The sequence below is a fragment of the Pantoea sp. ICBG 828 genome (genome assembly GCF_002928355.1).
GTDB classification, from domain to species: Bacteria; Pseudomonadota; Gammaproteobacteria; order Enterobacterales; family Enterobacteriaceae; genus Pantoea; species Pantoea dispersa.
Genome location: NZ_POWN01000007.1, coordinates 62,321 through 83,534 on the forward strand (window position 1 = coordinate 62,321; position 21,214 = coordinate 83,534).

The 21,214-nt window shown below is 60.5% G+C and carries 19 protein-coding genes; 11 read left to right on the forward strand and 8 right to left on the reverse strand.

Going from position 1 to position 21,214, the window contains the following annotated elements; all coding sequences use genetic code 11:
• Positions 1–58: 58 nt before the first annotated feature.
• Both ybbP and ybbA read right to left on the reverse strand, forming a co-directional pair.
• A complete protein-coding gene (ybbP, locus tag C1Y43_RS17325; protein WP_104189077.1) occupies positions 59–2,476 on the reverse strand; it encodes a putative ABC transporter permease subunit YbbP in 2,418 nt (805 codons plus the stop codon).
• Positions 2,473–3,159, reverse strand: coding sequence for a putative ABC transporter ATP-binding protein YbbA (gene ybbA, locus C1Y43_RS17330; RefSeq protein ID WP_104189079.1), 687 nt, complete (start codon positions 3,157–3,159; stop codon positions 2,473–2,475). Before ybbA ends, ybbP begins: the two co-directional genes overlap by 4 nt.
• Here ybbA and tesA point away from each other — a divergent pair.
• The 5 genes from tesA to C1Y43_RS17355 all read left to right on the forward strand — a co-directional run bounded on the left by tesA (position 3,127) and on the right by C1Y43_RS17355 (position 6,929).
• Positions 3,127–3,753 carry a multifunctional acyl-CoA thioesterase I/protease I/lysophospholipase L1 gene (gene tesA, locus C1Y43_RS17335; protein WP_021508637.1) on the forward strand — a complete coding sequence of 209 codons (627 nt, stop codon included), beginning with the start codon at positions 3,127–3,129 and terminating at the stop codon, positions 3,751–3,753. The two genes, ybbA and tesA, sit on opposite strands and share 33 nt — an antisense overlap.
• A gap of 31 nt (positions 3,754–3,784) precedes the next feature.
• Positions 3,785–4,558, forward strand: coding sequence for an SDR family oxidoreductase (locus C1Y43_RS17340; protein WP_104189081.1), 774 nt, complete (start codon positions 3,785–3,787; stop codon positions 4,556–4,558).
• A gap of 79 nt (positions 4,559–4,637) precedes the next feature.
• On the forward strand, positions 4,638–5,492 hold the full coding sequence (locus C1Y43_RS17345; RefSeq protein ID WP_021508639.1) for a co-chaperone YbbN: 855 nt from the start codon (positions 4,638–4,640) through the stop codon (positions 5,490–5,492).
• Between the two features lie 64 nt (positions 5,493–5,556).
• Entirely contained in the window at positions 5,557–6,471 is a 915-nt protein-coding gene (locus C1Y43_RS17350; RefSeq protein ID WP_021508640.1) for an SPFH domain-containing protein, read from the forward strand.
• Entirely contained in the window at positions 6,471–6,929 is a 459-nt protein-coding gene (locus C1Y43_RS17355; protein WP_021508641.1) for an NfeD family protein, read from the forward strand. The genes C1Y43_RS17350 and C1Y43_RS17355 overlap by 1 nt, the downstream gene beginning before the upstream one ends.
• On the opposite strand, the gene cueR is transcribed toward C1Y43_RS17355, so the two are convergent.
• Positions 6,905–7,321: a Cu(I)-responsive transcriptional regulator gene (gene cueR / locus C1Y43_RS17360; protein WP_021508642.1), complete on the reverse strand. Its 417-nt coding sequence runs from the start codon at positions 7,319–7,321 to the stop codon at positions 6,905–6,907. The two genes, C1Y43_RS17355 and cueR, sit on opposite strands and share 25 nt — an antisense overlap.
• A 95-nt stretch (positions 7,322–7,416) precedes the next feature.
• On the opposite strand from cueR, the gene copA reads away from it, so the two are divergent.
• The 3 genes from copA (at position 7,417) to ybaK (ending at position 11,439) form a co-directional block, all read left to right on the forward strand.
• Positions 7,417–9,927: a copper-exporting P-type ATPase CopA gene (gene copA, locus C1Y43_RS17365; RefSeq protein WP_104189083.1), complete on the forward strand. Its 2,511-nt coding sequence runs from the start codon at positions 7,417–7,419 to the stop codon at positions 9,925–9,927.
• Between the two features lie 68 nt (positions 9,928–9,995).
• The gene (locus C1Y43_RS17370; protein ID WP_021508644.1) at positions 9,996–10,796 is read left to right on the forward strand and encodes a TraB/GumN family protein; all 801 of its coding nucleotides are present in this window, start codon (positions 9,996–9,998) and stop codon (positions 10,794–10,796) included.
• A gap of 163 nt (positions 10,797–10,959) precedes the next feature.
• On the forward strand, positions 10,960–11,439 hold the full coding sequence (ybaK, locus tag C1Y43_RS17375) for a Cys-tRNA(Pro)/Cys-tRNA(Cys) deacylase YbaK (protein WP_021508645.1): 480 nt from the start codon (positions 10,960–10,962) through the stop codon (positions 11,437–11,439).
• On the opposite strand, the gene C1Y43_RS17380 is transcribed toward ybaK, so the two are convergent.
• Positions 11,436–12,305, reverse strand: a complete 870-nt coding sequence (locus tag C1Y43_RS17380) for a LysR family transcriptional regulator (RefSeq protein WP_021508646.1) — start codon at positions 12,303–12,305, stop codon at positions 11,436–11,438. The two genes, ybaK and C1Y43_RS17380, sit on opposite strands and share 4 nt — an antisense overlap.
• 90 nt (positions 12,306–12,395) lie before the next feature.
• Here C1Y43_RS17380 and C1Y43_RS17385 point away from each other — a divergent pair, with 90 nt between their 5' ends.
• A complete protein-coding gene (locus C1Y43_RS17385) occupies positions 12,396–12,827 on the forward strand; it encodes a multidrug/biocide efflux PACE transporter (RefSeq protein ID WP_058769406.1) in 432 nt (143 codons plus the stop codon).
• 34 nt (positions 12,828–12,861) lie between these two features.
• Here C1Y43_RS17385 and ushA read toward each other — a convergent pair whose 3' ends face one another.
• Positions 12,862–14,613, reverse strand: a complete 1,752-nt coding sequence (gene ushA / locus C1Y43_RS17390; RefSeq protein WP_104189085.1) for a bifunctional UDP-sugar hydrolase/5'-nucleotidase UshA — start codon at positions 14,611–14,613, stop codon at positions 12,862–12,864.
• Positions 14,614–14,776: 163 nt separating this feature from the next.
• On the opposite strand from ushA, the gene C1Y43_RS17395 reads away from it, so the two are divergent.
• Both C1Y43_RS17395 and ybaL read left to right on the forward strand, forming a co-directional pair.
• Positions 14,777–15,976, forward strand: a complete 1,200-nt coding sequence (locus C1Y43_RS17395) for an MFS transporter (protein WP_058769404.1) — start codon at positions 14,777–14,779, stop codon at positions 15,974–15,976.
• A gap of 219 nt (positions 15,977–16,195) precedes the next feature.
• Positions 16,196–17,884, forward strand: a complete 1,689-nt coding sequence (gene ybaL / locus C1Y43_RS17400; RefSeq protein WP_021508650.1) for a YbaL family putative K(+) efflux transporter — start codon at positions 16,196–16,198, stop codon at positions 17,882–17,884.
• A 145-nt stretch (positions 17,885–18,029) separates the two neighbouring features.
• Here ybaL and C1Y43_RS17405 read toward each other — a convergent pair whose 3' ends face one another.
• The 3 genes from C1Y43_RS17405 to adk all read right to left on the reverse strand — a co-directional run bounded on the left by C1Y43_RS17405 (position 18,030) and on the right by adk (position 21,109).
• Positions 18,030–19,331, reverse strand: coding sequence for an inosine/guanosine kinase (locus tag C1Y43_RS17405; protein ID WP_104189087.1), 1,302 nt, complete (start codon positions 19,329–19,331; stop codon positions 18,030–18,032).
• A 58-nt stretch (positions 19,332–19,389) separates the two neighbouring features.
• On the reverse strand, positions 19,390–20,349 hold the full coding sequence (gene hemH / locus C1Y43_RS17410) for a ferrochelatase (RefSeq protein ID WP_021507223.1): 960 nt from the start codon (positions 20,347–20,349) through the stop codon (positions 19,390–19,392).
• A gap of 115 nt (positions 20,350–20,464) precedes the next feature.
• Positions 20,465–21,109, reverse strand: coding sequence for an adenylate kinase (adk, locus tag C1Y43_RS17415; protein ID WP_021507222.1), 645 nt, complete (start codon positions 21,107–21,109; stop codon positions 20,465–20,467).
• Between the last annotated feature and the right edge of the window lie 105 nt (positions 21,110–21,214).

A 21,214-nucleotide genomic window follows, 5' to 3' on the forward strand; every position in this document is an offset into this window, starting at 1 on the left:
TCACGCATACGGGCCCGATCGGCTCCCTCTCCCGTGGGAGAGGGCTGGGGTGAGGGCATCAGGCAGCATCAAACCGCCTGAACAGCGCTTTCCCCTTCAGTAAACGGACACCCAGCCAGCCGCCGCACAGCGACAGCAGCGCCGCACCGCACAGCGGCAGCGCCAGCCACAGCGTCCAGTCTGGCTGCCACGGGAAATCAAAAATCTTGCGCTGAAGCCCCCACAGTGCCGCTTCCGCCCCCAGCGCCGCCGCGATTCCCGCGACCACGCCAAGCAGCGCAAACTCACACCACAGCGTACCGCGCAGCAGGCGCTGGCTGGCACCGAGCGTGCGATACACCACCAGCTCCTGCCGGCGCTGGCGCATGCCGACCTGGATCTGCGCCAGCAGCAGCAACACACCGCAAACCGTCACCAGGATCACCATGATCTCCAGCGCCTGACTCACCTGCGCCAGCACCTGTCCAATCTGCTTCAGCATGCTGCCGACATCCAGCAGGCTCAGCGTCGGGAACGCGCGGTTAAGCTGCGCCAGCAGCGCGGGATCGTTCGCCATGCGGAAGCTGGTCAGCCAGGTTTGTGGCTGCTGATCGAGCGCGCCCGGCGGGAAGATAAAGAAGAAGTTTGGCCGCAGGCTCTCCCAGTCGACCTTGCGCAGACTGGTGATCGTCGCGCTGAACTGCTGCGTATCGCCGCTAAAAGTCAGCCTGTCGCCGAGCCTGACGCCCAGACGATCGGCCAGCTCGACCTCCATCGAGACTTCACCGGCTTTCGGTGGCCAGCTGCCGGCCACCAGCGGATTGTGATCCGGACGCTCCGCCTGCCACGTCAGATTGAGCTCGCGATTCAGCGCGTTATCCAGGTTGGGATCGGCCGGCTTGCCGTTCAGCTCAGTGAGCCTTGCCCGCACGATCGGATAGAAGGTTCCGGCGTTAACCTGATGCTGCCGCAGGAACTCGTCTACCTGCGGCACCTGCTGCTGGGTCAGATTGAGCAGAAAATAGTTGGGCGCATCCGCCGGTAATTGCTGCTGCCAGCGATCGAGCAGATCGCCGCGCATCACCAGCAATAACGCCAGCAGCATAAAGGAGAGCGAAAACGCCGCCAGCTGGCTGAGCGTCATGGCAGGCTGACGCAGCAGACGGTTGATCGCCAGGCGCAGCGCCAGATTACGCACCACCAGTCTGCGCAGCAGCAGGAGCGTGCCCCAGCCGAGCAGCGCCAGCAGCAGTGCCAGCATCACCACGCCAGCCAGCAGCGCCCACAACATTTTGCTGCCGCCCATCAGCAGCGCAAGGAGCGCTACCACCACCAGCGCCATCACCGGCAGATAAATACGCAGCGGCCACAGTGTGGCTACCGCATCACGACGCAGCACGCGCAGCGGCTGTGTGGCCATCAGCAGACGGTACGGACGCAACCCGACCAGCAGCGAGATCACCACCAGCGCGCCAATCGCCCACAACCACGGCCAGACGCTGGCAGCCGGTAAAGCGGCGGGCAGCACCGGTTTGAGCATCAGCAGCAGCGCGACTTCAATGCCCTGCCCCAGCGCACTGCCAGCGATGGCCGCCAGCAGCAGCACGGCCAGCCACTGACCGATAATCAGCCGCTGCAGCGATTTCCGCGTGGCGCCCAGCGTTTTCAGCACCGCCACCAGATCGTAACGGCTGCGGCAGTAATGACTCATGGCGACGGCCACTGCGGCAATCGCCAGCAGCAGGGTTAACAGCGCCGAGAGCAGCAGGAACTGCTGCGCACGCTGCATTGAGCGGCCCAGCGCATCCTCGGAATTTTCCACGCTGATCCAGCGCTCGCCGGCCTGCAATTGCGGCTGAATCCAGCGATCATAGCGCGCCAGCGGTGCCGCCTCGCCGGAAAACTTATAGCGCCAGCTCAGACGGCTACCGGGCTGGATCGCGCCGGTTTTCTCCACGTCAGCAAGGTTCATCAGCAAACGTGGCGCCGTCTGAAACGGATTGAATCCGCCGTCCGGCTCCTGAATCACTTCGCCGGCAATGCGCAGCGTGGTATCGCCCACGTCAATGCGGTCACCGACCTTCAGGTTAAGCAGCGCCAGCAGACGCGGCGCGGCCAGCACCGTTCCGGCCACCGGACGCAGGCCGGGCGGATCCGTCTGCAGGGTGCCGAACATCGGGTACGCATCATCGACCGCTTTGACATCGGCCAGCTGCGGTGTCTCCTGCGCAAAGGTCATGGTCATAAAGCTGAGCTGCCGGCTAACCGCCAGCCCCTCTTCGCGCGCTTTGTCCAGCCACGCATCCGGTGCCGGTTTACTGCTGCGCAGCGTGCGGTCGCCCGCCATAAAGTCACGGCTCTGCTGGCTCAGCCCTTTCTCCATGCGATCGCTGATTGAGCCCAGCGCCAGCACGCAGGCCACTGCCAGCGTCAGCGCCAGCCAGACAATCAGCAGCGAGGGCGAACGCCACTCGCGCCAGAACCAGCGCCAGATCATGCTTCCTCCCACAGCTTGCCGTCGCGCAGCCGCAGGCGACGATCGCAGCGTGCCGCCAGCTGCTCATCGTGCGTCACCAGAATCAGCGTGGTGGCGAAATCGCGGTTGAGCGAAAACAGCAGATCGGCGATGCGATCGCCGGTTTTGCGATCGAGGTTACCGGTCGGCTCATCGGCAAACAGCAGGCCAGGACGGCCGCTGAAGGCGCGTGCCAGCGCCACGCGCTGCTGTTCGCCGCCGGAGAGCTGGGCCGGCAGATGGTGCAGACGATCTTTTAGTCCGAGCTGCGTCAGTATTTCAGTGGCCTGCGCGCGACTGTCGCGATCGCTGTCTCCGCGCAGCAGTGCCGGAAGCTGGACGTTCTCCAGCGCGTTGAGCGTGGGCACCAGCATAAAGGACTGAAACACAAAACCGACCTCACGCGCACGTAACGCGGCGCGTTGCTCTTCGTTCATCTGGTGCAGCGGCTGGCCCAGCAGATGCACTTCGCCGCTGCTGCCATCATCCAATCCGGCGAGAATGCCCAGCAGGGTGGATTTCCCGGATCCCGACTCGCCGATCAACGCCAGCGTCTCGGCTGGTTTGACAACCAGCTCAACTCCGGTAAGGATGGTCAGCTGATGCTCTCCCTGACCGACGGACTTAGTAAGATGATGAACTGCAACAATGTTTTCCGCTGGCATTATTCCTTCCTGTTGTTATTGCTGCTGCTGGTGTCGCGCATCGCCGCCGCCGATACCCTGCTGATTCTCGGCGATAGCCTGAGTGCCGGCTATCGCATGTCCGCCACCGCCGCCTGGCCGAGCCTGCTCGACAAAACCTGGCAACAGCAGCCCAAAGTGGTTAACGCCAGCATCAGCGGTGATACCGCCGGTCAGGGGCTGGCGCGGTTGCCGGGCCTATTAAAACAGCATCAGCCGCAGTGGGTGTTAATCGAATTGGGCGGTAACGATGGGCTGCGCGGCTTCCCGCCGCAAAACATCGCGCAGGATCTGAGTAAAATTATCGATCAGGTCAAAGCCGCTAACGCCCAGCCGCTGCTGATGCAAATTCGTCTGCCGGCTAATTATGGCCGACGCTACACCGACGCGTTCAGCGCGCTCTATCCGCGCCTCGCGCAGCAGTATCATATTCCGCTGGTACCGTTCTTTATGGAGCAGGTTTATCTGAAGCCGGAGTGGATGCAGCAGGACGGTATTCACCCCAATCCGGATGCGCAGCCGTTCATCGCCAACCTGATGGCTGAGCAACTGGCTCCGCTAGTTAAGCATGATTAACGCCGCGACGAGCCCAATGACAGGTAAAGATATGCAAAAGTCTGTATTAATAACCGGCTGCTCCAGCGGCATCGGTCTGGTGGCGGCCAACGATCTGCTGGCGCGCGGCTATCGCGTGCTGGCCGCCTGTCGCCGCGCCGACGATGTGGCGCGCATGGATGAGCTCGGCTTCACCGGCATCCAGCTGGATCTTGACGATCCGGCCAGCGTGGATGCCGCCGCCGATCGCGTGCTGGACCTCACCGATCACTGCCTGCACGGGCTGTTCAATAACGGCGGCTTCGGCCAGTACGGTCCGCTGACCAGCGTGTCGCGTCAGCAGCTGGAGCAGCAATTCTCCACCAACTTTTTTGGCACCCACCAGCTGACGCTGCGCCTGTTGCCGGCGCTGCAAAATAGCGGCGACGGGCGGATTATCAACACCAGCTCGGTGCTCGGCCTGATTTCCACGCCGGGCCGCGGCGCTTATGCCGCCAGTAAATGGGCGCTGGAGGCGTGGAGCGATGCGCTGCGCATGGAAGTGCGCCACAGCGGCGTGCGCGTCAGCCTGATTGAGCCGGGCCCGATTACCACCCGGTTTACCGAAAACGTGCAGCAGGGCGAACGCGACAAGCCCGTGCGCAACCCCGGTATCGCCGCGCGCTTTAGCCTGCCACCGGAGGCGATTCTGCCGAAACTGCGGCATGCGCTGGAGAGTAAACATCCGCGCCTGCGCTATCCGGTGACGCTGGTCGCCTGGGCGATGAGTCTGCTCAAACGACTGCTGCCGGGCTGGATGCTGGATCGCATTTTACGCAGTAACTAAACTGCAAGCCGGAATTGAACTTGAAGCCGGGGCGTTTGCCCCCATATCCTCAACACACTTTCTGCCAAGAGACGTATTCATGTCACACGCTTTGATTATCGACATCAACGAATCCAACCTGCAGCAGACGCTGGAGCAATCAATGCAGCTGCCGGTACTGTTCTACTTCTGGTCGGAGCGCAGCCAGCACTGCCAGCAGCTGACGCCGGTGCTGGAACGTCTGGCACAGGAGTACGCCGGCCAGTTTATTCTGGCGAAGCTGGATTGCGATAAAGAGCAGCTGGTGGCATCGCAGTTTGGTCTGCGCTCTCTGCCGACCGTCTACCTGTTCCAGAACGGCCAGCCGGTCGATGGCTTCCAGGGCCCGCAGCCGGAAGAGGCAATTCGCGCGCTGCTGGAGAAAGTCCTGCCGCGTGAAGAGGAGTTAAAGGCGCAGCAGGCGATGCAGCTGATGCAGGAAGGCAAGCCGCTGGATGCGCTACCGCTGCTGAAAGACGCCTGGCAGCTGAGCAATCAGAACAGTGAAATCGGTTTTCTGCTGGCAGAAGTCCTGATCACCCTGAACCGCAGCGAAGAAGCCGAAGCGGTGCTGGCTGTGGTGCCGTTGCAGGATCAGGATACGCGCTATCAGAGCCTGATTTCGCAAATCGACCTGCTGAAACAGGCCGCCGACACGCCGGAGATCCAGCAGCTCCAGGAGCAGATGGCAAGCGAACCGGACAACGCCGGTCTGGCTGCTAAACTTGCGTTACAGCTGCATCAGGTGGGCCGCAATGAAGAAGCGCTGGAGCTGTTGTTAGGTTTTCTGAAGCGCGATCTCAGCGCCGGTGACGGCGAAGTGCGCAAAATGTTCCAGGAGATTCTGGCGGCCCTCGGCACCGGCGATGCCCTCGCCTCGCGCTATCGTCGCCAGCTCTACTCGCTGCTGTACTGACCGGTACCGCGCGGTAAACGGGCCGAAGCGACTCGGCCCGACAATCTGACAGCCAGGAGGTTATATGTTAACAGTGATTCCCGTCATCATCGTGCTCGCGCTGGTTACCGTGTGGGCCGGTGTCAAAATTGTGCCACAGGGCTACCAGTGGACGGTGGAGCGCTTTGGCCGCTACACCAAAACGTTGCCGCCCGGTCTGAATTTAGTCGTGCCGTTCATGGACCGTATTGGTCGCCGGATCAATATGATGGAGCAGGTCCTCGATATTCCGTCGCAGGAGATCATCTCCAAAGATAACGCCAACGTCACCATCGATGCAGTGTGCTTTATTCAGGTGGTGGATTCGGCGCGCGCCGCTTATGAAGTCAGCAATCTTGAGCTGGCCATCATCAACCTCACCATGACCAATATCCGCACCGTGCTCGGCGGCATGGAGCTGGATGAGATGCTGTCGCAGCGCGATAACATTAATACCCGCCTGCTGCACATTGTTGATGAAGCGACCAATCCGTGGGGGGTAAAAATCACCCGTATTGAAATCCGCGACGTGCGCCCGCCGCAGGAACTGATAGCGGCCATGAACGCGCAGATGAAAGCCGAGCGTACCAAACGCGCCGATATCCTCGCCGCCGAAGGCGTTCGCCAGGCGGCCATCCTGCGCGCCGAGGGCGATAAGCAGTCGCAAATCCTTAAAGCGGAAGGCGAACGTACCTCCGCTTTTTTGCAGGCGGAAGCGCGCGAGCGTCAGGCCGAAGCCGAGGCCAACGCCACGCGGATGGTGTCAGAAGCCATCTCTGCCGGGGATATCCAGGCGATTAATTACTTTGTGGCGCAGAAATACACCGATGCCCTGCAAAAAATTGGCGAAGCGAATAACAGCAAAGTGGTGATGATGCCGCTCGATGCCAGCAGCCTGCTCGGCTCGGTGGCCGGTATCAGCGAGCTGCTGAAAGAGAGCCGTCAGGAGCGCAAACCGTGATGCTGATGGAGCTGATTGCGCATCCGCACTGGTTCTGGCTCACGCTGGGCGGTTTACTGCTGGCTGCGGAGATGCTCGGCACCAGCGGTTACCTGCTGTGGAGCGGCGTGGCGGCGGTGCTGGTCGGGATCATTGAGTGGCTGTTTCCGTTCTCGTGGACCAGCCAGGGCATGTTGTTCGCCGCCCTGACGCTGCTGTGCGTGTTTTTCTGGTATCGCTGGATGCGCTTTCGCGAAAGTGCGCAGCAGCCCAATACGCTCAATCAGCGCGGCAGCCAGCTGATTGGCCAGCACCTGACGTTAGACAGTGCGCTAAAAGACGGCGTCGGTCATGTGCGCATTGGTGACAGCAGCTGGCGCGTGCAGGCGCAGGAAGATTTGCCAGCGGGCACGCCGGTGATCGTGACCGGCGTGTCAGGCATCACGCTGCTGATTCAGCCGCGTTTGCCGCCCTCCTGATGACCGCAGCCCGCCAGGTGATTGATGATGGGACATTCGGCACCGTCATCGCCCGGGCAGGCTGCAGCCAGTTCCAGCAGACGCGCGCGCATCGCGTGCAGCTCTTCAATATGCGCCGCGATCTCATCCGCCTTCTGCAGAGTGCGCGCTTTAACATCAGCACTGTGGCGCGCCGGGTTATTAAACAGCGCGACCAGTTCGCGACACTCCTCGAGTGTGAAGCCCACCTGCCGCGCCTGGCGCAGAAAATTGAGCTCATCCAGGTGGTGCGCGCCATAACTGCGATAGCCGTTGTCACTGCGTAACGGCGGCGTAACCACCCCTTTCTGTTCGTAAAAACGAATCGCTTTGCTGGTCAGCCCGGTTTTTTTTGCTACATCGCTGATGTTCATCTCTGCCCCTTGACCTTCCCCTGAATGGAAGGTTTAGGCTTTATAACTAATGCAAACCTTGCAGCGAGTCAAACCTGATAAACGAGGAGTTGATGATGTCACACACACAATTACTGGCTCTGGACGGCTTGTCCTGTGGCCACTGTGTTAAACGCGTTAAAGAGGCGCTGGAACAGCGCAGCGATGTGGAACAGGCCGAGGTAACGCAGCAGGAAGCGCGCGTCACCGGCGCAGCCAGCGCCAGCGATCTGATTGCCACCGTTGAGCAGGCTGGTTATCACGCCACGCTGAAAAATGAGGCGTCCAGCCCAAAGCCTGATCCGTTGCCAGCTCAGGAGCCGCAGCCGGAGGCGCTGACAACGGAGTCGCAGCCGGCAGAAGAGAATCTTGCGGTGCACCATCTGCTGATAGGCGGGATGAGCTGCGCCAGCTGCGTCAGCCGCGTCGAGCAGGCGTTACAGAAAGTGCCCGGCGTGAGCCAGGCGCGCGTCAATCTGGGTGAGCGCAGCGCGCTGGTGCTGGGCGATGCCGTACCCTCAGCGCTGGTCAGCGCCGTAGACGAGGCGGGTTATTCTGCGGAAGTGATCGAAGATGAACAAACCCGGCGCGAGCGCCAGCAGGTCAGCGCACGGCAGGCGATGCGCCGCTTTAGCTGGCAGGCGGCGCTGGCGCTGATCGTCGGCGTGCCGATGATGGTCTGGGGCATGGTCGGTGATCACATGATGCTAAACGACAGCAATCAGACGCTCTGGCGCGTGCTCGGTGCCGTCACGCTGGCGGTGATGGTGCTTGCCGGCGGCCACTTCTATCGCAGCGCGTGGCGCAGCCTGCGTCATGCTACCGCCACCATGGACACGCTGGTCGCGCTCGGTACCGGTGCGGCCTGGATCTACTCAATGAGCGTCGCGCTGTGGCCGGCATTTTTCCCGCCGCAGGCGCGCCACCTTTATTTTGAAGCCAGCGTGATGATCATCGGCCTGATTAACCTCGGCCATGCGCTGGAACAGCGCGCGCGCCAGCGCGCCTCACAGGCGCTGGAGCGGCTGCTGGATTTAACCCCGGCGCAGGCCTGCGTGATCACCGCCGAAGGGGAAAAGCAACTGCCGCTGAGCGAAATCGCACCGGGCATGATGCTGAAGCTGGTGACCGGCGATCGCGTACCGGTGGACGGCGAAGTCAGCCGCGGCGAAGCCTGGCTTGACGAAGCAATGCTCACCGGCGAAGCGCTGCCGCAGTCGCGCCGTCCTGGCGATAAGATTTATGCCGGGACGCTGGTGCAGGACGGATCGCTACAGTTCACCGCCCGCGCCACCGGCAGCCATACCACGCTGGCCCGTATCATCAATCTGGTGCGTCAGGCGCAGAGCAGCAAGCCGGAAATGGGCCGGCTGGCCGATCGCATCTCGGCGGTATTTGTGCCGGTGGTGGTGGCGATTGCCTTGCTCAGCGGAGCGGTCTGGTATTTTATCGGGCCGCAGCCGCAGTTGGCCTATACGCTGGTGATTGTCACCACGGTGTTGATTATCGCCTGTCCGTGTGCGCTGGGCTTAGCCACGCCGATGTCGGTGATTGCGGGCGTCGGCCGCGCTGCCGAGCTGGGCGTGCTGGTGCGCGATGCCGATGCGCTGCAGCGGGCCAGTGAAGTCGACACCATTGTGTTTGATAAAACCGGCACCCTGACCCAGGGTACGCCGCAGGTCAGCGAGGTGCTGCTGTACAGCGACTGGGATCGTCAGCAGGTATTGCAGGCGGCCGCCCAGCTGGAGCTGGGATCGGGGCATCCGCTGGCGAAGGCCATCGTCGCCGCCGCACCGACCGTCAGTGATGCCCGCGTTGCGCAATTTCGTACAATACGTGGCAAAGGCGTGAGTGCTACTGTCGCTGACAGAACGCTGCTGCTGGGCAATGCGGCGCTGCTGGAAGAGCAGCACATCGACCTGCGCGACGCACAGCAGGATATCGCGCGGCTCGCCGCGCAGGGCGCCACGCCGGTGCTGCTGGCGGATCAGCAGCAGCTGCTGGGCCTGATCGCCCTGCGCGACCAGCTGCGTCCGGAGAGCCGTGCGGCGCTACAGCGGCTGCATCAGTTGGGCTACCGTCTGATCATGCTGACCGGTGACCATCAGACCACTGCCGAAGCCATCGCTGCCGAAGCGGGCATTGATGAGGTGATCGCTGGCGTGCTGCCGGACGGTAAAGCGCAGGCGATAGCGCAGCTGCAACAGCAGGGGCGCAGCGTGGTGATGGTGGGCGACGGCATCAACGACGCCCCGGCGCTGGCGCAGGCGGATGTGGGGATCGCCATGGGCGGCGGCAGCGATGTGGCGGTTGAAACCGCGGCGATGGCGCTGATGCGCAACGATCTGCACTGCGTGGCCGACGCGCTGGCGATGGCCAACGCCACGCTGCGCAATATGCGGCAGAATCTGCTGGGTGCCTTTGTCTATAACAGCCTGGGCATTCCGATTGCTGCCGGCGTACTCTATCCGTTTACCGGCGTGCTGCTCAGCCCCATCGTCGCCGGTGCCGCCATGGCGCTGTCGTCGATCACCGTGGTGAGCAATGCTAACCGTTTGCTACGCTTTAAACCGGCGCAGCGGCAATAGCAACCTCTGCCCTGTCTTTCGCTGAGCGAAATCGCTAGCATGGATTTTTGACTTAAAAAGGACACGGCATGAGACGCAGTGTGTGGCACCGCCTGCAACAGCTGGCCAGCAGCCTGTTCCCCGCCAGCTACAGCTGGCCCGCCATGGATATCAGACTCGGAGACCGCCGTCTGCATCTGGCTGGCAGTATTCATATGGGCACGCGCGATATGCAACCGCTGCCGGCCGGCTTGCTGCGCCAGCTGCAGAAAGCCGATGCGCTGGTGGTGGAAGCGGATATTACCCGCGGCAGTTCACCGTTTAGTGAGGGTGAAGCGTATCCGCCGCTGGCAACGCGGCTGACGCCAGAGACGCTGCAGCAGCTGACGGCGCTGTGCGATGAGCTGTCACTGAACATCGCGCTGTTTGATAGCCTGCCGTTCTGGCAAATTGCGCTGATGCTGCAGGCGCAGCAGGCGCAGCGGCTGGGGCTGCGACCGCAGTACGGTATCGACTATCAGCTGCTGCAGGCAGCGCAGGCGGCAGGAAAACGCATTATTGAGCTGGAAGGGCCGGAAACGCAGATCGCGTTGCTGAAATCACTACCGCAGGATGGCCTGGCGCTGCTGCTGGATACGCTGGAACACTGGCACACCAACGCGCGACTGCTGCAAACCATGATCAGCTGGTGGCTGGATGCGCCGCCCGCCAGTCAGCCGGTGGCGCTGCCGACTACGTTCAGTAGTGAACTGAACGATACTCTGATGCGCAACCGTAATCAGCACTGGCGCGAGCTGCTGCTGGCGTTGCCGCGCGGGCGCTATGTGGTGGCGGTCGGTGCACTGCATCTGTACGGCGAAGACAATTTGCCGCAGCTGCTGAAGGCATAAAAAAAGAAGGCCAATATTGCTATCGGCCCGTCAAAGAGGAATTTGTTTATGATTTTGGTTATCGCCAGGGTGACTGGCGCCGGCCAATTTTCGCGCAAAGTTCAGATTTTCGCCAGTACTTTCACGCAAACCGAGATAAGAATTTTCGTAGCAAGGATTGATTATGACACCCGCCGTAAAACTGCTGGAAAAACAACAGGTCGCTTTTACCCTGCATCCCTACGAGCATGACAGCCATGAAACCCACTTCGGTGACGAGGCGGTGCGCAAGCTCAACCTGGATGCGCGCCAGGTGTTTAAAACCCTGCTGGTGGCGCTTAACGGTGATGGCAAAGCGCTGGCAGTGGCGGTGACGCCGGTCTCTTCACAGCTGGATTTGAAAAAAGTCGCCAAAGCGCTGGGGGCGAAGAAAGCCGACATGGCCGATCCGCAACTGGCGCAGCGCGTCACCGGCTATCTGGTGGGTGGCATCAGTCCGCTGGGGCAGAAAAAGCGACTGCCGACGGTGATCGATCAGCAGGCCAGCGAATTCCCGACCATCTTTATTTCCGGCGGCAAGCGCGGGCTGGATATCGAACTGGCCGCGCAGGATCTGGCACGGCTGCTGGATGCCACGCTGGCTGACGTGGCGCGCCGCGATTAATCAGGCTGCTGCGCGCACAGCTGGTCGATCATCCAGCGCCCGGCCGGGCCCGGCGGATTGCGCCGCGACCAGATGACATCCACTGCGATATGCTGCGGCCAGCCCGGCACCGGCAGCTCGCGCAAGACCTGATGACCAAACTGCTGCACCAGCCAGCGCGGCAGTACGCTCCAGCCAAACCCCTGCTCCGCCATCTCCAGCAATAAAAGATAGGTTGGTGCCGACCAGGTGCGGCCGGCCGGCAGCGGCTGGCGGGTTTCCACCCAGGTATTGAGCCGCAGCTGACGCAATTCGCCCAGCTGTGCCTCGCTCACCTGCGAACGGGCTGCCAGCGGGTGATCCTGATGCAGAAAAATCGCCATTTGCGCTTCAACCTGCAGTCGCGCCACCGCCAGATCCGGCGGCAAACGCGGCTGCGCGCGCACCACGCCAAGATGTACGCGCCCGGCCTGCAGTAAATCCAGCACATCCTCATCTTCCGCAATCATGCATTCAAACTCGATATCCGGATAGCGTGCCTCAAAGCGCGTCAGCAGATTTTCATGGTGATCGGCCTGCCAGAAGTCGGAAATGGCCAGGCTGAGGCGCGGCTCAACGCCCTGCGACAGCCGCACCGCCAGTTCATCCAGCCGCTGGCTGGCAGCAAGAATTTGCTGCACCTGCGCCAGCGCGCGCTGGCCCTGAGCGGTCAGCACCGGCTGGCGTCCGCTGCGATCAAACAGCGCAAAGCCTAAGTCATCTTCGAGATTGGCCACCGCGCTACTGATGGTGGACTGACTTTTTGCCAGCGCACGCGCCGCTGCAGAAAACGAGCCGCTGGCGACGGTCTGGACAAATGCCTCAAGGGATTCTGGTGAGTACTTCATGCTGAACCATCGCTTTTATCGATAGGTAATCATTTTATCTTAGCATTGTGCAGTGAGAAAATGCGTGGCGTTACTCAAAAGGAGGTTTATATGCGTACCCGTTCACTGAAAGAACGTTTTTGTCATGCCGCAGGCTTTGAAGGGTTAGCGATCGTCACGGTTGCGCCGCTGGCCGCCTGGGCCATGGATAAACCGCTGTTTCAGATGGGCGCGCTGGCGATTATGCTGTCGACCGTCGCCATGCTGTGGAACATCATTTATAACAGCGGTTTTGACCGTCTCTGTCCGCCGCAGCGCCAGCGCGGTCTCGGCCTGCGCGCGCTGCATGCGCTCGGCTTTGAGGGCGGCTTTATCCTTATTGGCCTGCCGATTGCCGCGTGGATGTTGCACATTTCGCTGCTGGAGGCTTTCCTGCTGGAAGTGGCGTTCTTTCTGTTCTTTCTGCCCTACACCATGGCTTACAACTGGGCATGGGATAAGCTGCGCCAGCGCTGGGTGAGCCAGAAATCCTGCCGCGCCTGAAAAACCACGGGCGGCTGAAGTGCCGCCCGTGTTGTCACTCGTGCGCCGCGCGCGGCCAGATCCACGCCAGGATCATCTGCGGATAGCTGCGCTTCTTTTGCTTCTCCAGCGCTTTGTCGCGCTCCTCAACCTGCTGCGGTGTCAGGTGCACAATCTGCGGTGGCGCATAATCGGCGACGCGCAGCGGTGAGTGCTGACTGACATAGCTGCGCAGTACCTCGGCATCACGCAGGCCGCTGTTGCGGAAACCAGCATGGCCATCAATCACCGGATAGCCGTCGCCGCCGCTGGCGTTAAAGCTGTTAGTGGCCATGCGATAGGTTTTATCCAGCTGCAGCGGCTCGCCATTGATTTTCACTGCGCTGACGCTTTTGCCATCGGCCACCAGGCTGATGTTGCTGAACTGCGCGAAACCGCCGGAATCGGCTTTGATATTCGCCACCGTCGCCAGGTAGTTCAGCAGCTCTTTGCCCGTAAGCGTCACGGACACCACCTGATTGCCAAACGGCTGGATCTGCAACAGATCGCGCCAGCTGATCTCTTCCTGCGCCAGCGAGGTGCGAATACCGCCGCCGCTGATAACGGCAAAGTCGGCCTGAGTAGCCGCCATCTGCGCGCGCAGGATCAGCTGAGCCAGTGGCATTTGTTCAAAGCGCACCTTGCTGCGGTCGCCATCAAACACGCTGTCGCTGCGACCCACGTTGACCGCCAGCTGTTTGCCGGCGCGCAGCTGATACGGCGTCAGCAGCTTCATCATTGCGCCGTTCTGCGCTATCGCTTCCTGATACGGCAGCCAGGTTTCGCTGCCATCAAGGTTCTTCACCTTGTGCTTAAGGTTGACCGGAATCAGCTGATAGTTATCCAGCGTCAGCTCACCGTTGCGGAAGGTGAAATCGCCGCGACCGACAAATTTCCCCCACTCTTTTGCCTGCACGATCCACACGCCGTTCTGGCGATCCGGCTGGCACGGCTGTCCGGGCTGATAATCCGCCACGCTGACGTTCTCTTTTGCCATGCACACCGCATCGTGCGAATGCCCGCCGACGATCACATTAACCGTGCCCGGCGGCAGGCTGCGCGCCAGTTCCACATCACCCGGTGCGTTGCTGCCATGCTGCCCATCGTCGTAGTGGCCCATGTGCGTCAGCGCGATAATCACATCCGGCTTGTCGCTGGCGCGCAGTTCCGCCACCGCTTTTTCCGTCTCTTTCACCGGATCGCGAATCTCTATCTGCGCCACGTTTTGCGGATTGGCGATGCGCAGCGTATCAGTGGTGGTCAGGCCGATCACCGCAATTTTCAGTCCCATACGATTGAATATCGCCCACGGCTTAAACAGGCGCTTATCGCTGCCTTTGGCATAAATGTTGGCGGCAAGAAACGGAAACTTCGCCCATTTCTGCTGCTTTTGCAGCACGCTGAGCGGTTTGTCGAATTCGTGGTTACCGAGCGCCATCGCGTCATAGCCGATAAGGTTCATGCCGCGAATGTCCGGCTCGGCGTTCAGCACATCCGATTCCGGCACGCCGGTGTTGACGTCGCCCGCCGACAGAATTAGCGCGCCGCCGCCCTTCGCCTGCACATCGTACCGCTGCTGATCCATCAGCGTTTTCTGCGCGGCCAGACCATATTCACCCTGCGCGTTGGCCCAGAAGTGGCCGTGATGATCGTTGGTGTGCAAAATGCTGAAACGGTAGCTGCGGTCCGGCTGCCACGCCTGCGCCAGCAGCGGCAACAGCAGCATAATCAGCGCCAGCCAGCGCCCTCTGTGCGGTGATAACAACAAAGCCGATCTCCTTATTCTGCGTTTTTTACCGGGCGGTGCGCCTGATGTGCTTTTTCGCCCTTCTGTGTCGCACAGTTCGCCCTTTAACTCAAGGCCAAAGGCGAATACAGTCATGCATGACGTAACAATCTGATAACGAAATTCCCACCCCTTCAGGATCTTTATGGCAAGTGAACAGACGTTAACCCCGACGCGGCGCACCGGGCGTACCGCTTTTGGCATTCTTGGTGCCATCAGTCTCGCGCATCTGCTGAACGATATGCTGCAATCGCTGTTACTGGCGATCTATCCGCTGCTGCAGAAAGATTTCAGCCTCAGCTTTGTGCAAATTGGTTTGATTACGCTGACGTATCAGGTTACGGCCTCATTATTACAACCGCTGATTGGCTATTACACCGACAAATATCCGAAACCCTGGTCACTGCCGGTCGGGATGGGGTTTACCTTGTTCGGTCTGGTGCTGCTGACCTTTGCCAGCACTTATCCGCAGGTGCTGCTGGCCGCAGCGCTGGTTGGCTGCGGCTCATCGGTGTTCCATCCGGAATCGTCGCGCGTGGCGCGTATGGCCTCCGGCGGCCGCCACGGGCTGGCTCAGTCGCTGTTTCAGGTCGGTGGTAACTTTGGCAGCGCACTCGGGCCGCTGCTGGCCGCCATCATCGTCGCGCCCTATGGCAAAGGCCATCTCAGCTGGTTCATGCTGGCCGCGCTGCTCGGCATCATTGTGCTGCTGCAGGTGAGCCGCTGGTACAGCCACCAGCAGCGCGCCACGCAGGCCAGCGCTGCCAGCAGGCCGCGTAACCCCCTGCCGCGCAATAAAGTGGCGCTGGCCATCGGCATTCTGCTGCTGCTGATATTCTCCAAGTACTTTTATCTCACCAGCCTGAGCAGCTATTACACCTTCTATCTGATGCACAAATTCGGGCTGTCCGTGCAGGCCTCGCAGTTCCATCTGTTTGCCTTTCTCGGCGCGGTCGCCGCCGGCACCATTATCGGTGGGCCGATAGGCGATAAAATCGGACGGAAATATGTCATCTGGGGATCGATTCTCGGCGTGGCGCCGTTTACCCTGCTGTTACCGCACGCCAGCCTGATGTGGACCAGCGTGCTGAGCGTCATTATTGGTCTGATCCTTGCCTCGGCGTTTTCCGCCATTCTGGTCTATGCCCAGGAGCTGCTGCCGGGGCGTATCGGTATGGTTTCCGGGCTGTTTTTCGGTTTTGCTTTTGGCATGGGCGGCCTCGGCGCGGCGGTCCTGGGCGTAGTAGCCGACCACACCAGTATCGAATGGGTGTATCAAATCTGCGCCTGGCTGCCACTTATTGGCTTGTTGACCGCTTTCTTACCTGATCAGCAGCAGCGCTGAGCCCTTTCGGGGGGCAACTATTTTTCTCTGCCCCCCTCCATTCTGCATAAATCCTGCCGATATGCTGAGATAACTGAGGAAAATAGCGCTTCGGCTGCGTTTTTGTCTCATTTTTTCAATTTTTTCGTCTTTCACCGCTCAAATGTTTAAACGCGGCGAACGATTGTGCATTACACTAGGTTGTTACAAGCGGATACATTTGCACACAAGGAGACAGGCATGCATCACACTACCCCGTTGATCACCACCATTGTCGGAGGTCTGGTCCTCGCATTTCTCCTTGGTATGCTGGCGAATCGCCTGCGCATCTCGCCGCTGGTCGGCTATCTGCTGGCCGGCGTGCTGGCGGGTCCTTTTACCCCGGGCTTCGTCGCGGATACCAATCTGGCCCCCGAACTGGCTGAACTCGGCGTTATTCTGCTGATGTTCGGCGTCGGTCTGCACTTCTCGCTTAAGGATTTGATGTCGGTAAAGTCGATCGCCATTCCCGGTGCCATCGCGCAGATCGCGGTCGCCACGCTGCTGGGAATGGGTCTGTCATGGGCGATGGGCTGGTCATGGATGACCGGCCTGGTGTTTGGCCTGTGTCTTTCTACCGCCAGTACCGTGGTGCTGCTGCGCGCGCTGGAAGAGCGTCAACTGATTGATAGCCAGCGCGGGCAGATCGCCATCGGCTGGCTGATCGTCGAAGACCTGGTGATGGTGCTGACGCTGGTGCTGCTGCCGGCCATCGCCGGCATGCTGGAGCAGGGAAATGCCAGCCCGACGCTGCTGGCGTGGGACCTGTTACTGACCATCGGCAAAGTCGCTGCCTTTATGGTGCTGATGATGGTGGTCGGCCGCCGCGTGGTGCCGTGGATTCTGGCCAAAAGCGCCGCCACCGGTTCACGCGAGCTGTTTACGCTGTCGGTACTGGCGCTGGCGCTGGGTATCGCGTTTGGCGCGGTGGAATTCTTTGATGTTTCCTTTGCCCTCGGCGCCTTTTTTGCCGGCATGGTGCTGAATGAATCAGAGCTCAGCCACCGGGCGGCACACGACACGCTGCCGCTGCGCGATGCGTTTGCCGTGCTGTTTTTTGTCTCGGTCGGCATGCTGTTCGATCCGATGATCCTGCTGGAGCAGCCGCTGGCGGTGCTGGGTGCGCTGGCCATTATCGTGCTGGGCAAATCGATTGCCGCCTGGCTGCTGGTCACGCTGCTCGGCCACTCGCGGCGCACCGCGCTGACCATCTCCGTCAGCCTGGCGCAGATTGGCGAATTCGCTTTTATCCTCGCCGGACTGGGGATTTCGCTCGGTATGCTGAGCGACGAAGGCCGCAACCTGGTGCTGGCGGCGGCGATTCTCTCCATCATGCTTAATCCGATTCTGTTTACCGTGCTGGAGCGTTATCTCGACAAAACCGAGACCATGGAAGAGCAGACACTGGAAGAGGCAATTGAAGAAGAGAAGCAGATTCCGGTGGATATCTGCAATCATGCGGTGATCGTGGGTTACGGTCGCGTCGGCAGCCTGCTGGGACAGCAGCTGATGGAAGCTGATGTGCCGCTGGTGGTAGTGGAGAATTCGCGCCCGCGCGTCGAAGCGCTGCGCGAACAGGGCATCAAAGCCGTGCTGGGCAACGCGGCGCGAGTCGATACCATGGATTTAGCGCGTCTTGACTGCGCGCGCTGGCTGCTGCTGACCATCCCCAACGGCTATGAAGCCGGGGAAATTGTTACCGCCGCGCGCGAAAAGCGGGCAGATATTGAGATTATCGCCCGGGCGCATTACGACGACGAAGTGGCCTATATCATGGAGCGTGGCGCCAATCGCGTGGTAATGGGCGAGCGGGAGATTGCCAACAGTATGCTGCATGTATTGCAGGAAGAGATCGCGCAAAACCCGATTGTGCGCGAGTGCCCGATTTAAGACGTTATTAATTTGCCAGGTCGCCATGAATGGCGCCCCTACCATAAGGTGCGCCGCCATGGAGACCCATGTAGGGTGCGCATTCATGCGCACCGTTTCGCAAAGCGCAGATATCCATGACGGATAGCTGGTCAACCCGCCGTTATTACCTGTCCCAGTAAGACTCTTCTAAACTGTCTTCCCGCTCCGGCAGCCCGCGCGTCAGACGCGGTGAGTGCTGGTTCAGCACCTGATAACTGACGCGGTTGGCATATTTACACACCTGCGCCAGCGACGAGTAGGTCAGGTATTCGCGAGCGTGTTTGCTGGAGTTTGGCACTTTCTGACGGTGGAAATTGTTGGCGGTAATATCGTGCAGCAGCGCCGCCAGCGCGCCATCACCGGCACCGTTGGTGTTCATGATCTTCTCCGGACCGCCCATGTAAGGCGCAATGTGCGAGAAGATCCGCAGCGGCTGCTGGCAATCCTGATGGCGCATGGCGCGGCTGAACTCATACTGGTTGAACTCGGCAATCGCCCCCGGCAACAGCGGATGATTGGTTTTGCGCTTAAACGCCTCTTCGGTGAACCCGGCCATATACAGCCCGGTCGGTCCGGCGGTGCACAGCACCAGATCGACCCAGTCCAGCGCCATGTTGGAGGCCAGCAGCGGATCTGCTTCGCCGGTCAGCGCGAACGCTTCCTCTTCATTCATCGCCACAATCGAGACGTGTTCGCGCAGGAAATCGCGCCAGAACTGCGGGTTATCCTGAATCACATATTTGGTACCCAGCGTCAGCACCACCGGTACATTGTGCTTTTTGGCGAACTCAATGGCCCGCAGCGTCGCGTCCGGCATCGGTTCGCCCGGCTGACAGCGCACCAGGTAGGATGTCAGCACCAGCGCCGACGCACCGGCAATCACCTCTTCCGGAATACTGGCGGCCTGCAGCTGGTTCATCAGGCCAGGGCTGATAGCAAAGGTGCGCTCGCCCTGCTCGCCGATCAGGGTAAAGCAGCGGCCAATGGCGCCATCGACGCCCTGCAGGAAGTTAAGGTCCATGCGGCTGGAGGTATTGCACAGGTAGCGATAGGCGTAACCGCCAATCTGGATGTTGTTACACATCACGCCGAGCAGCACCGAACGGTCATCAGCCAGCACCGAGTAGTTGTGCAGCGTATTACCGATGGTGCCGCCGGCAAACTGGTGGCTAATCAGCTGCTCGCGCATCAGCTCGTTGTACAGCGCTTCGGCGGTCGCATCGTCGATCACCAGCGAATGACCCGCGCTCAGACCATAGCGCTGCAGGAAGTCGTCATCGACTTTGGCTTCGATATCCACCAGCGTCTGGTCGATACCCACCACCCAGCTGCCCTCTTCCTGCTCCTGCTGGGAAGCCTGCAGCAGCGGATCGCGCGCGTTGACGGGGAAATAGTGTTTGGATTTGCGTTTGCCGGGAAATTTCATGAAAGCTGCCGTCAGGGAAAATCAGGCAGAGAATGATATCACATTCTCTGCCGCACCCTTAGCGGCGCGCTTGTACCAGCTGCACCATCATCTCGATGTGCTCATCATCCGCATTAAGCGCCGGAATGTATTCAAATTTCTCGCCGCCAGCGTGCAGGAAGATTTCGCAGTTTTCGCCGCTGATCTCCTCCAGCGTCTCGAGGCAGTCCGCCGCAAAGCCCGGACTCATCACCTGCACATGTTTGATCCCTTTGGCCGGCAGGCTTTTCATGGTCTCATCCGTGTACGGCATCAGCCACGGCTCGCGGCCAAAGCGCGACTGGAAGGTCATCATGATTTTATGCGGCGCAATGCCGAGCGCGGCGGCCAGGGCATCGGTGGTGTCTTTACAGCGCAGCGGATAATCGTCGCCTTCATTGGCGAAGCGCTGCGGAATGCCGTGGTAAGAGAGCACCAGCAGATCCGGCTCGCCGTGTTGGGCAAACGAGCGCTCTACCGAGGCCTTCAGCGCGGCGATATAGGCCGGATGTTCGGCGTAATCGCGGATAAACGCCACTTCCGGCAGGGAACGCAGCGGTTTAAAGCTGGCCGCCAGGCCATCCCACACTGCCGCCACGGTGGAGCAGGAGAACTGCGGATAGAGCGGCAGCACGATGAATTTGGTGACGCCCTGCGCCAGCAGACGCTCCACCGCACCGTTGAGGCTCGGCTGGCCGTAACTCATGCCCAGCTCTACCGGCATATCCAGCCGCTGCGCCAGCGCGGCACGCTGCCGCTTGCTGAACACCATCAGCGGGGAACCTTCGTCCATCCACACCGATGCGTACAGCTTCGAGACGCGCGGCGAGCGGAACGGCAGAATGATGAAATTGAGAATCGGCCACCACAGCCAGCGCGGCGTATCCACCACGCGCGGATCGCCGAGGAACTGTTTCAGATAGCGTTTCACCGCCGCGGTGGTCGGTGCGTCTGGTGTACCTAAGTTAACCAGTAAAACCCCAGGCTTATCTTGCCTCATTGTATTTCCTTGATGTCGCAGACAATGGTTCTGAATCGGGGGAAATTGTAGCGGAAAAAGCGGAGGGGGAAAGCAATTGCTGCAAAAGGGCCGGACAACCGGCCCTGGTCACCACTTAGCCGAGGATATCGGCCAGCTGTGCACTCACTTCGGTCACCTGGCGGGTGCCGTCGATTTTGTGGTATTCGGTGTTACCGGCTTCGGCTTCTTTGCTGTAGTAAGCAATCAGCGGCGCGGTCAGCTGATGGTATTCCACCAGACGCTTACGCACAGTCTCTTCCTGGTCATCTTTACGCGTGGTCAGCTCTTCGCCGGTCACGTCGTCTTTACCTTCCACTTTTGGCGGATTGTATTTGATGTGGTAAACGCGGCCTGACGGCGCATGCACGCGGCGGCCGACAATGCGATCGACAATCAGTTCGTCCGGTACGGCGAACTCGAGCACGTAATCCACCTTGATGCCCGCTTCTTTCATGGCGTCAGCCTGCGGAATGGTGCGTGGGAAACCATCGAGCAGGAAGCCGTTTTTGCAGTCTTCCTGCGCGATACGCTCTTTAACCAGCGCAATCACCAGCTCGTCCGTTACCAGTTTACCGGCATCCATGATGGCTTTCGCCTGCTGGCCCAATTCGGTGCCGGCTTTGACAGCCGCACGCAACATGTCGCCCGTGGAGATCTGCGGAATACCGTATTTCTCCATGATGAATTGAGCCTGAGTGCCCTTACCTGCGCCCGGTGCCCCGAGCAGAATAATACGCATTGCGTAATTCCCCTTGCGAATCGCATTGATCAATCTGAGAAGGCCAAGAACATACCATTATGACCCGCACACCACAAGGCAACGGGCCCCCGGGCGCTGAAAGGC

Coding starts and splice junctions, on each gene's coding strand:
- ybbP (WP_104189077.1), bottom strand. CDS start 2,476: ATGATCTGGCGCTGGTTCTGGCGCGAGTGGCGTTCGCCCTCGCTGCTG.
- tesA (WP_021508637.1), top strand. CDS start 3,127: ATGATGAACTGCAACAATGTTTTCCGCTGGCATTATTCCTTCCTGTTG.
- ybbA (WP_104189079.1), bottom strand. CDS start 3,159: ATGCCAGCGGAAAACATTGTTGCAGTTCATCATCTTACTAAGTCCGTC.
- C1Y43_RS17340 (WP_104189081.1), top strand. CDS start 3,785: ATGCAAAAGTCTGTATTAATAACCGGCTGCTCCAGCGGCATCGGTCTG.
- C1Y43_RS17345 (WP_021508639.1), top strand. CDS start 4,638: ATGTCACACGCTTTGATTATCGACATCAACGAATCCAACCTGCAGCAG.
- C1Y43_RS17350 (WP_021508640.1), top strand. CDS start 5,557: ATGTTAACAGTGATTCCCGTCATCATCGTGCTCGCGCTGGTTACCGTG.
- C1Y43_RS17355 (WP_021508641.1), top strand. CDS start 6,471: ATGCTGATGGAGCTGATTGCGCATCCGCACTGGTTCTGGCTCACGCTG.
- cueR (WP_021508642.1), bottom strand. CDS start 7,321: ATGAACATCAGCGATGTAGCAAAAAAAACCGGGCTGACCAGCAAAGCG.
- copA (WP_104189083.1), top strand. CDS start 7,417: ATGTCACACACACAATTACTGGCTCTGGACGGCTTGTCCTGTGGCCAC.
- C1Y43_RS17370 (WP_021508644.1), top strand. CDS start 9,996: ATGAGACGCAGTGTGTGGCACCGCCTGCAACAGCTGGCCAGCAGCCTG.
- ybaK (WP_021508645.1), top strand. CDS start 10,960: ATGACACCCGCCGTAAAACTGCTGGAAAAACAACAGGTCGCTTTTACC.
- C1Y43_RS17380 (WP_021508646.1), bottom strand. CDS start 12,305: ATGAAGTACTCACCAGAATCCCTTGAGGCATTTGTCCAGACCGTCGCC.
- C1Y43_RS17385 (WP_058769406.1), top strand. CDS start 12,396: ATGCGTACCCGTTCACTGAAAGAACGTTTTTGTCATGCCGCAGGCTTT.
- C1Y43_RS17395 (WP_058769404.1), top strand. CDS start 14,777: ATGGCAAGTGAACAGACGTTAACCCCGACGCGGCGCACCGGGCGTACC.
- ybaL (WP_021508650.1), top strand. CDS start 16,196: ATGCATCACACTACCCCGTTGATCACCACCATTGTCGGAGGTCTGGTC.
- C1Y43_RS17405 (WP_104189087.1), bottom strand. CDS start 19,331: ATGAAATTTCCCGGCAAACGCAAATCCAAACACTATTTCCCCGTCAAC.
- hemH (WP_021507223.1), bottom strand. CDS start 20,349: ATGAGGCAAGATAAGCCTGGGGTTTTACTGGTTAACTTAGGTACACCA.
- adk (WP_021507222.1), bottom strand. CDS start 21,109: ATGCGTATTATTCTGCTCGGGGCACCGGGCGCAGGTAAGGGCACTCAG.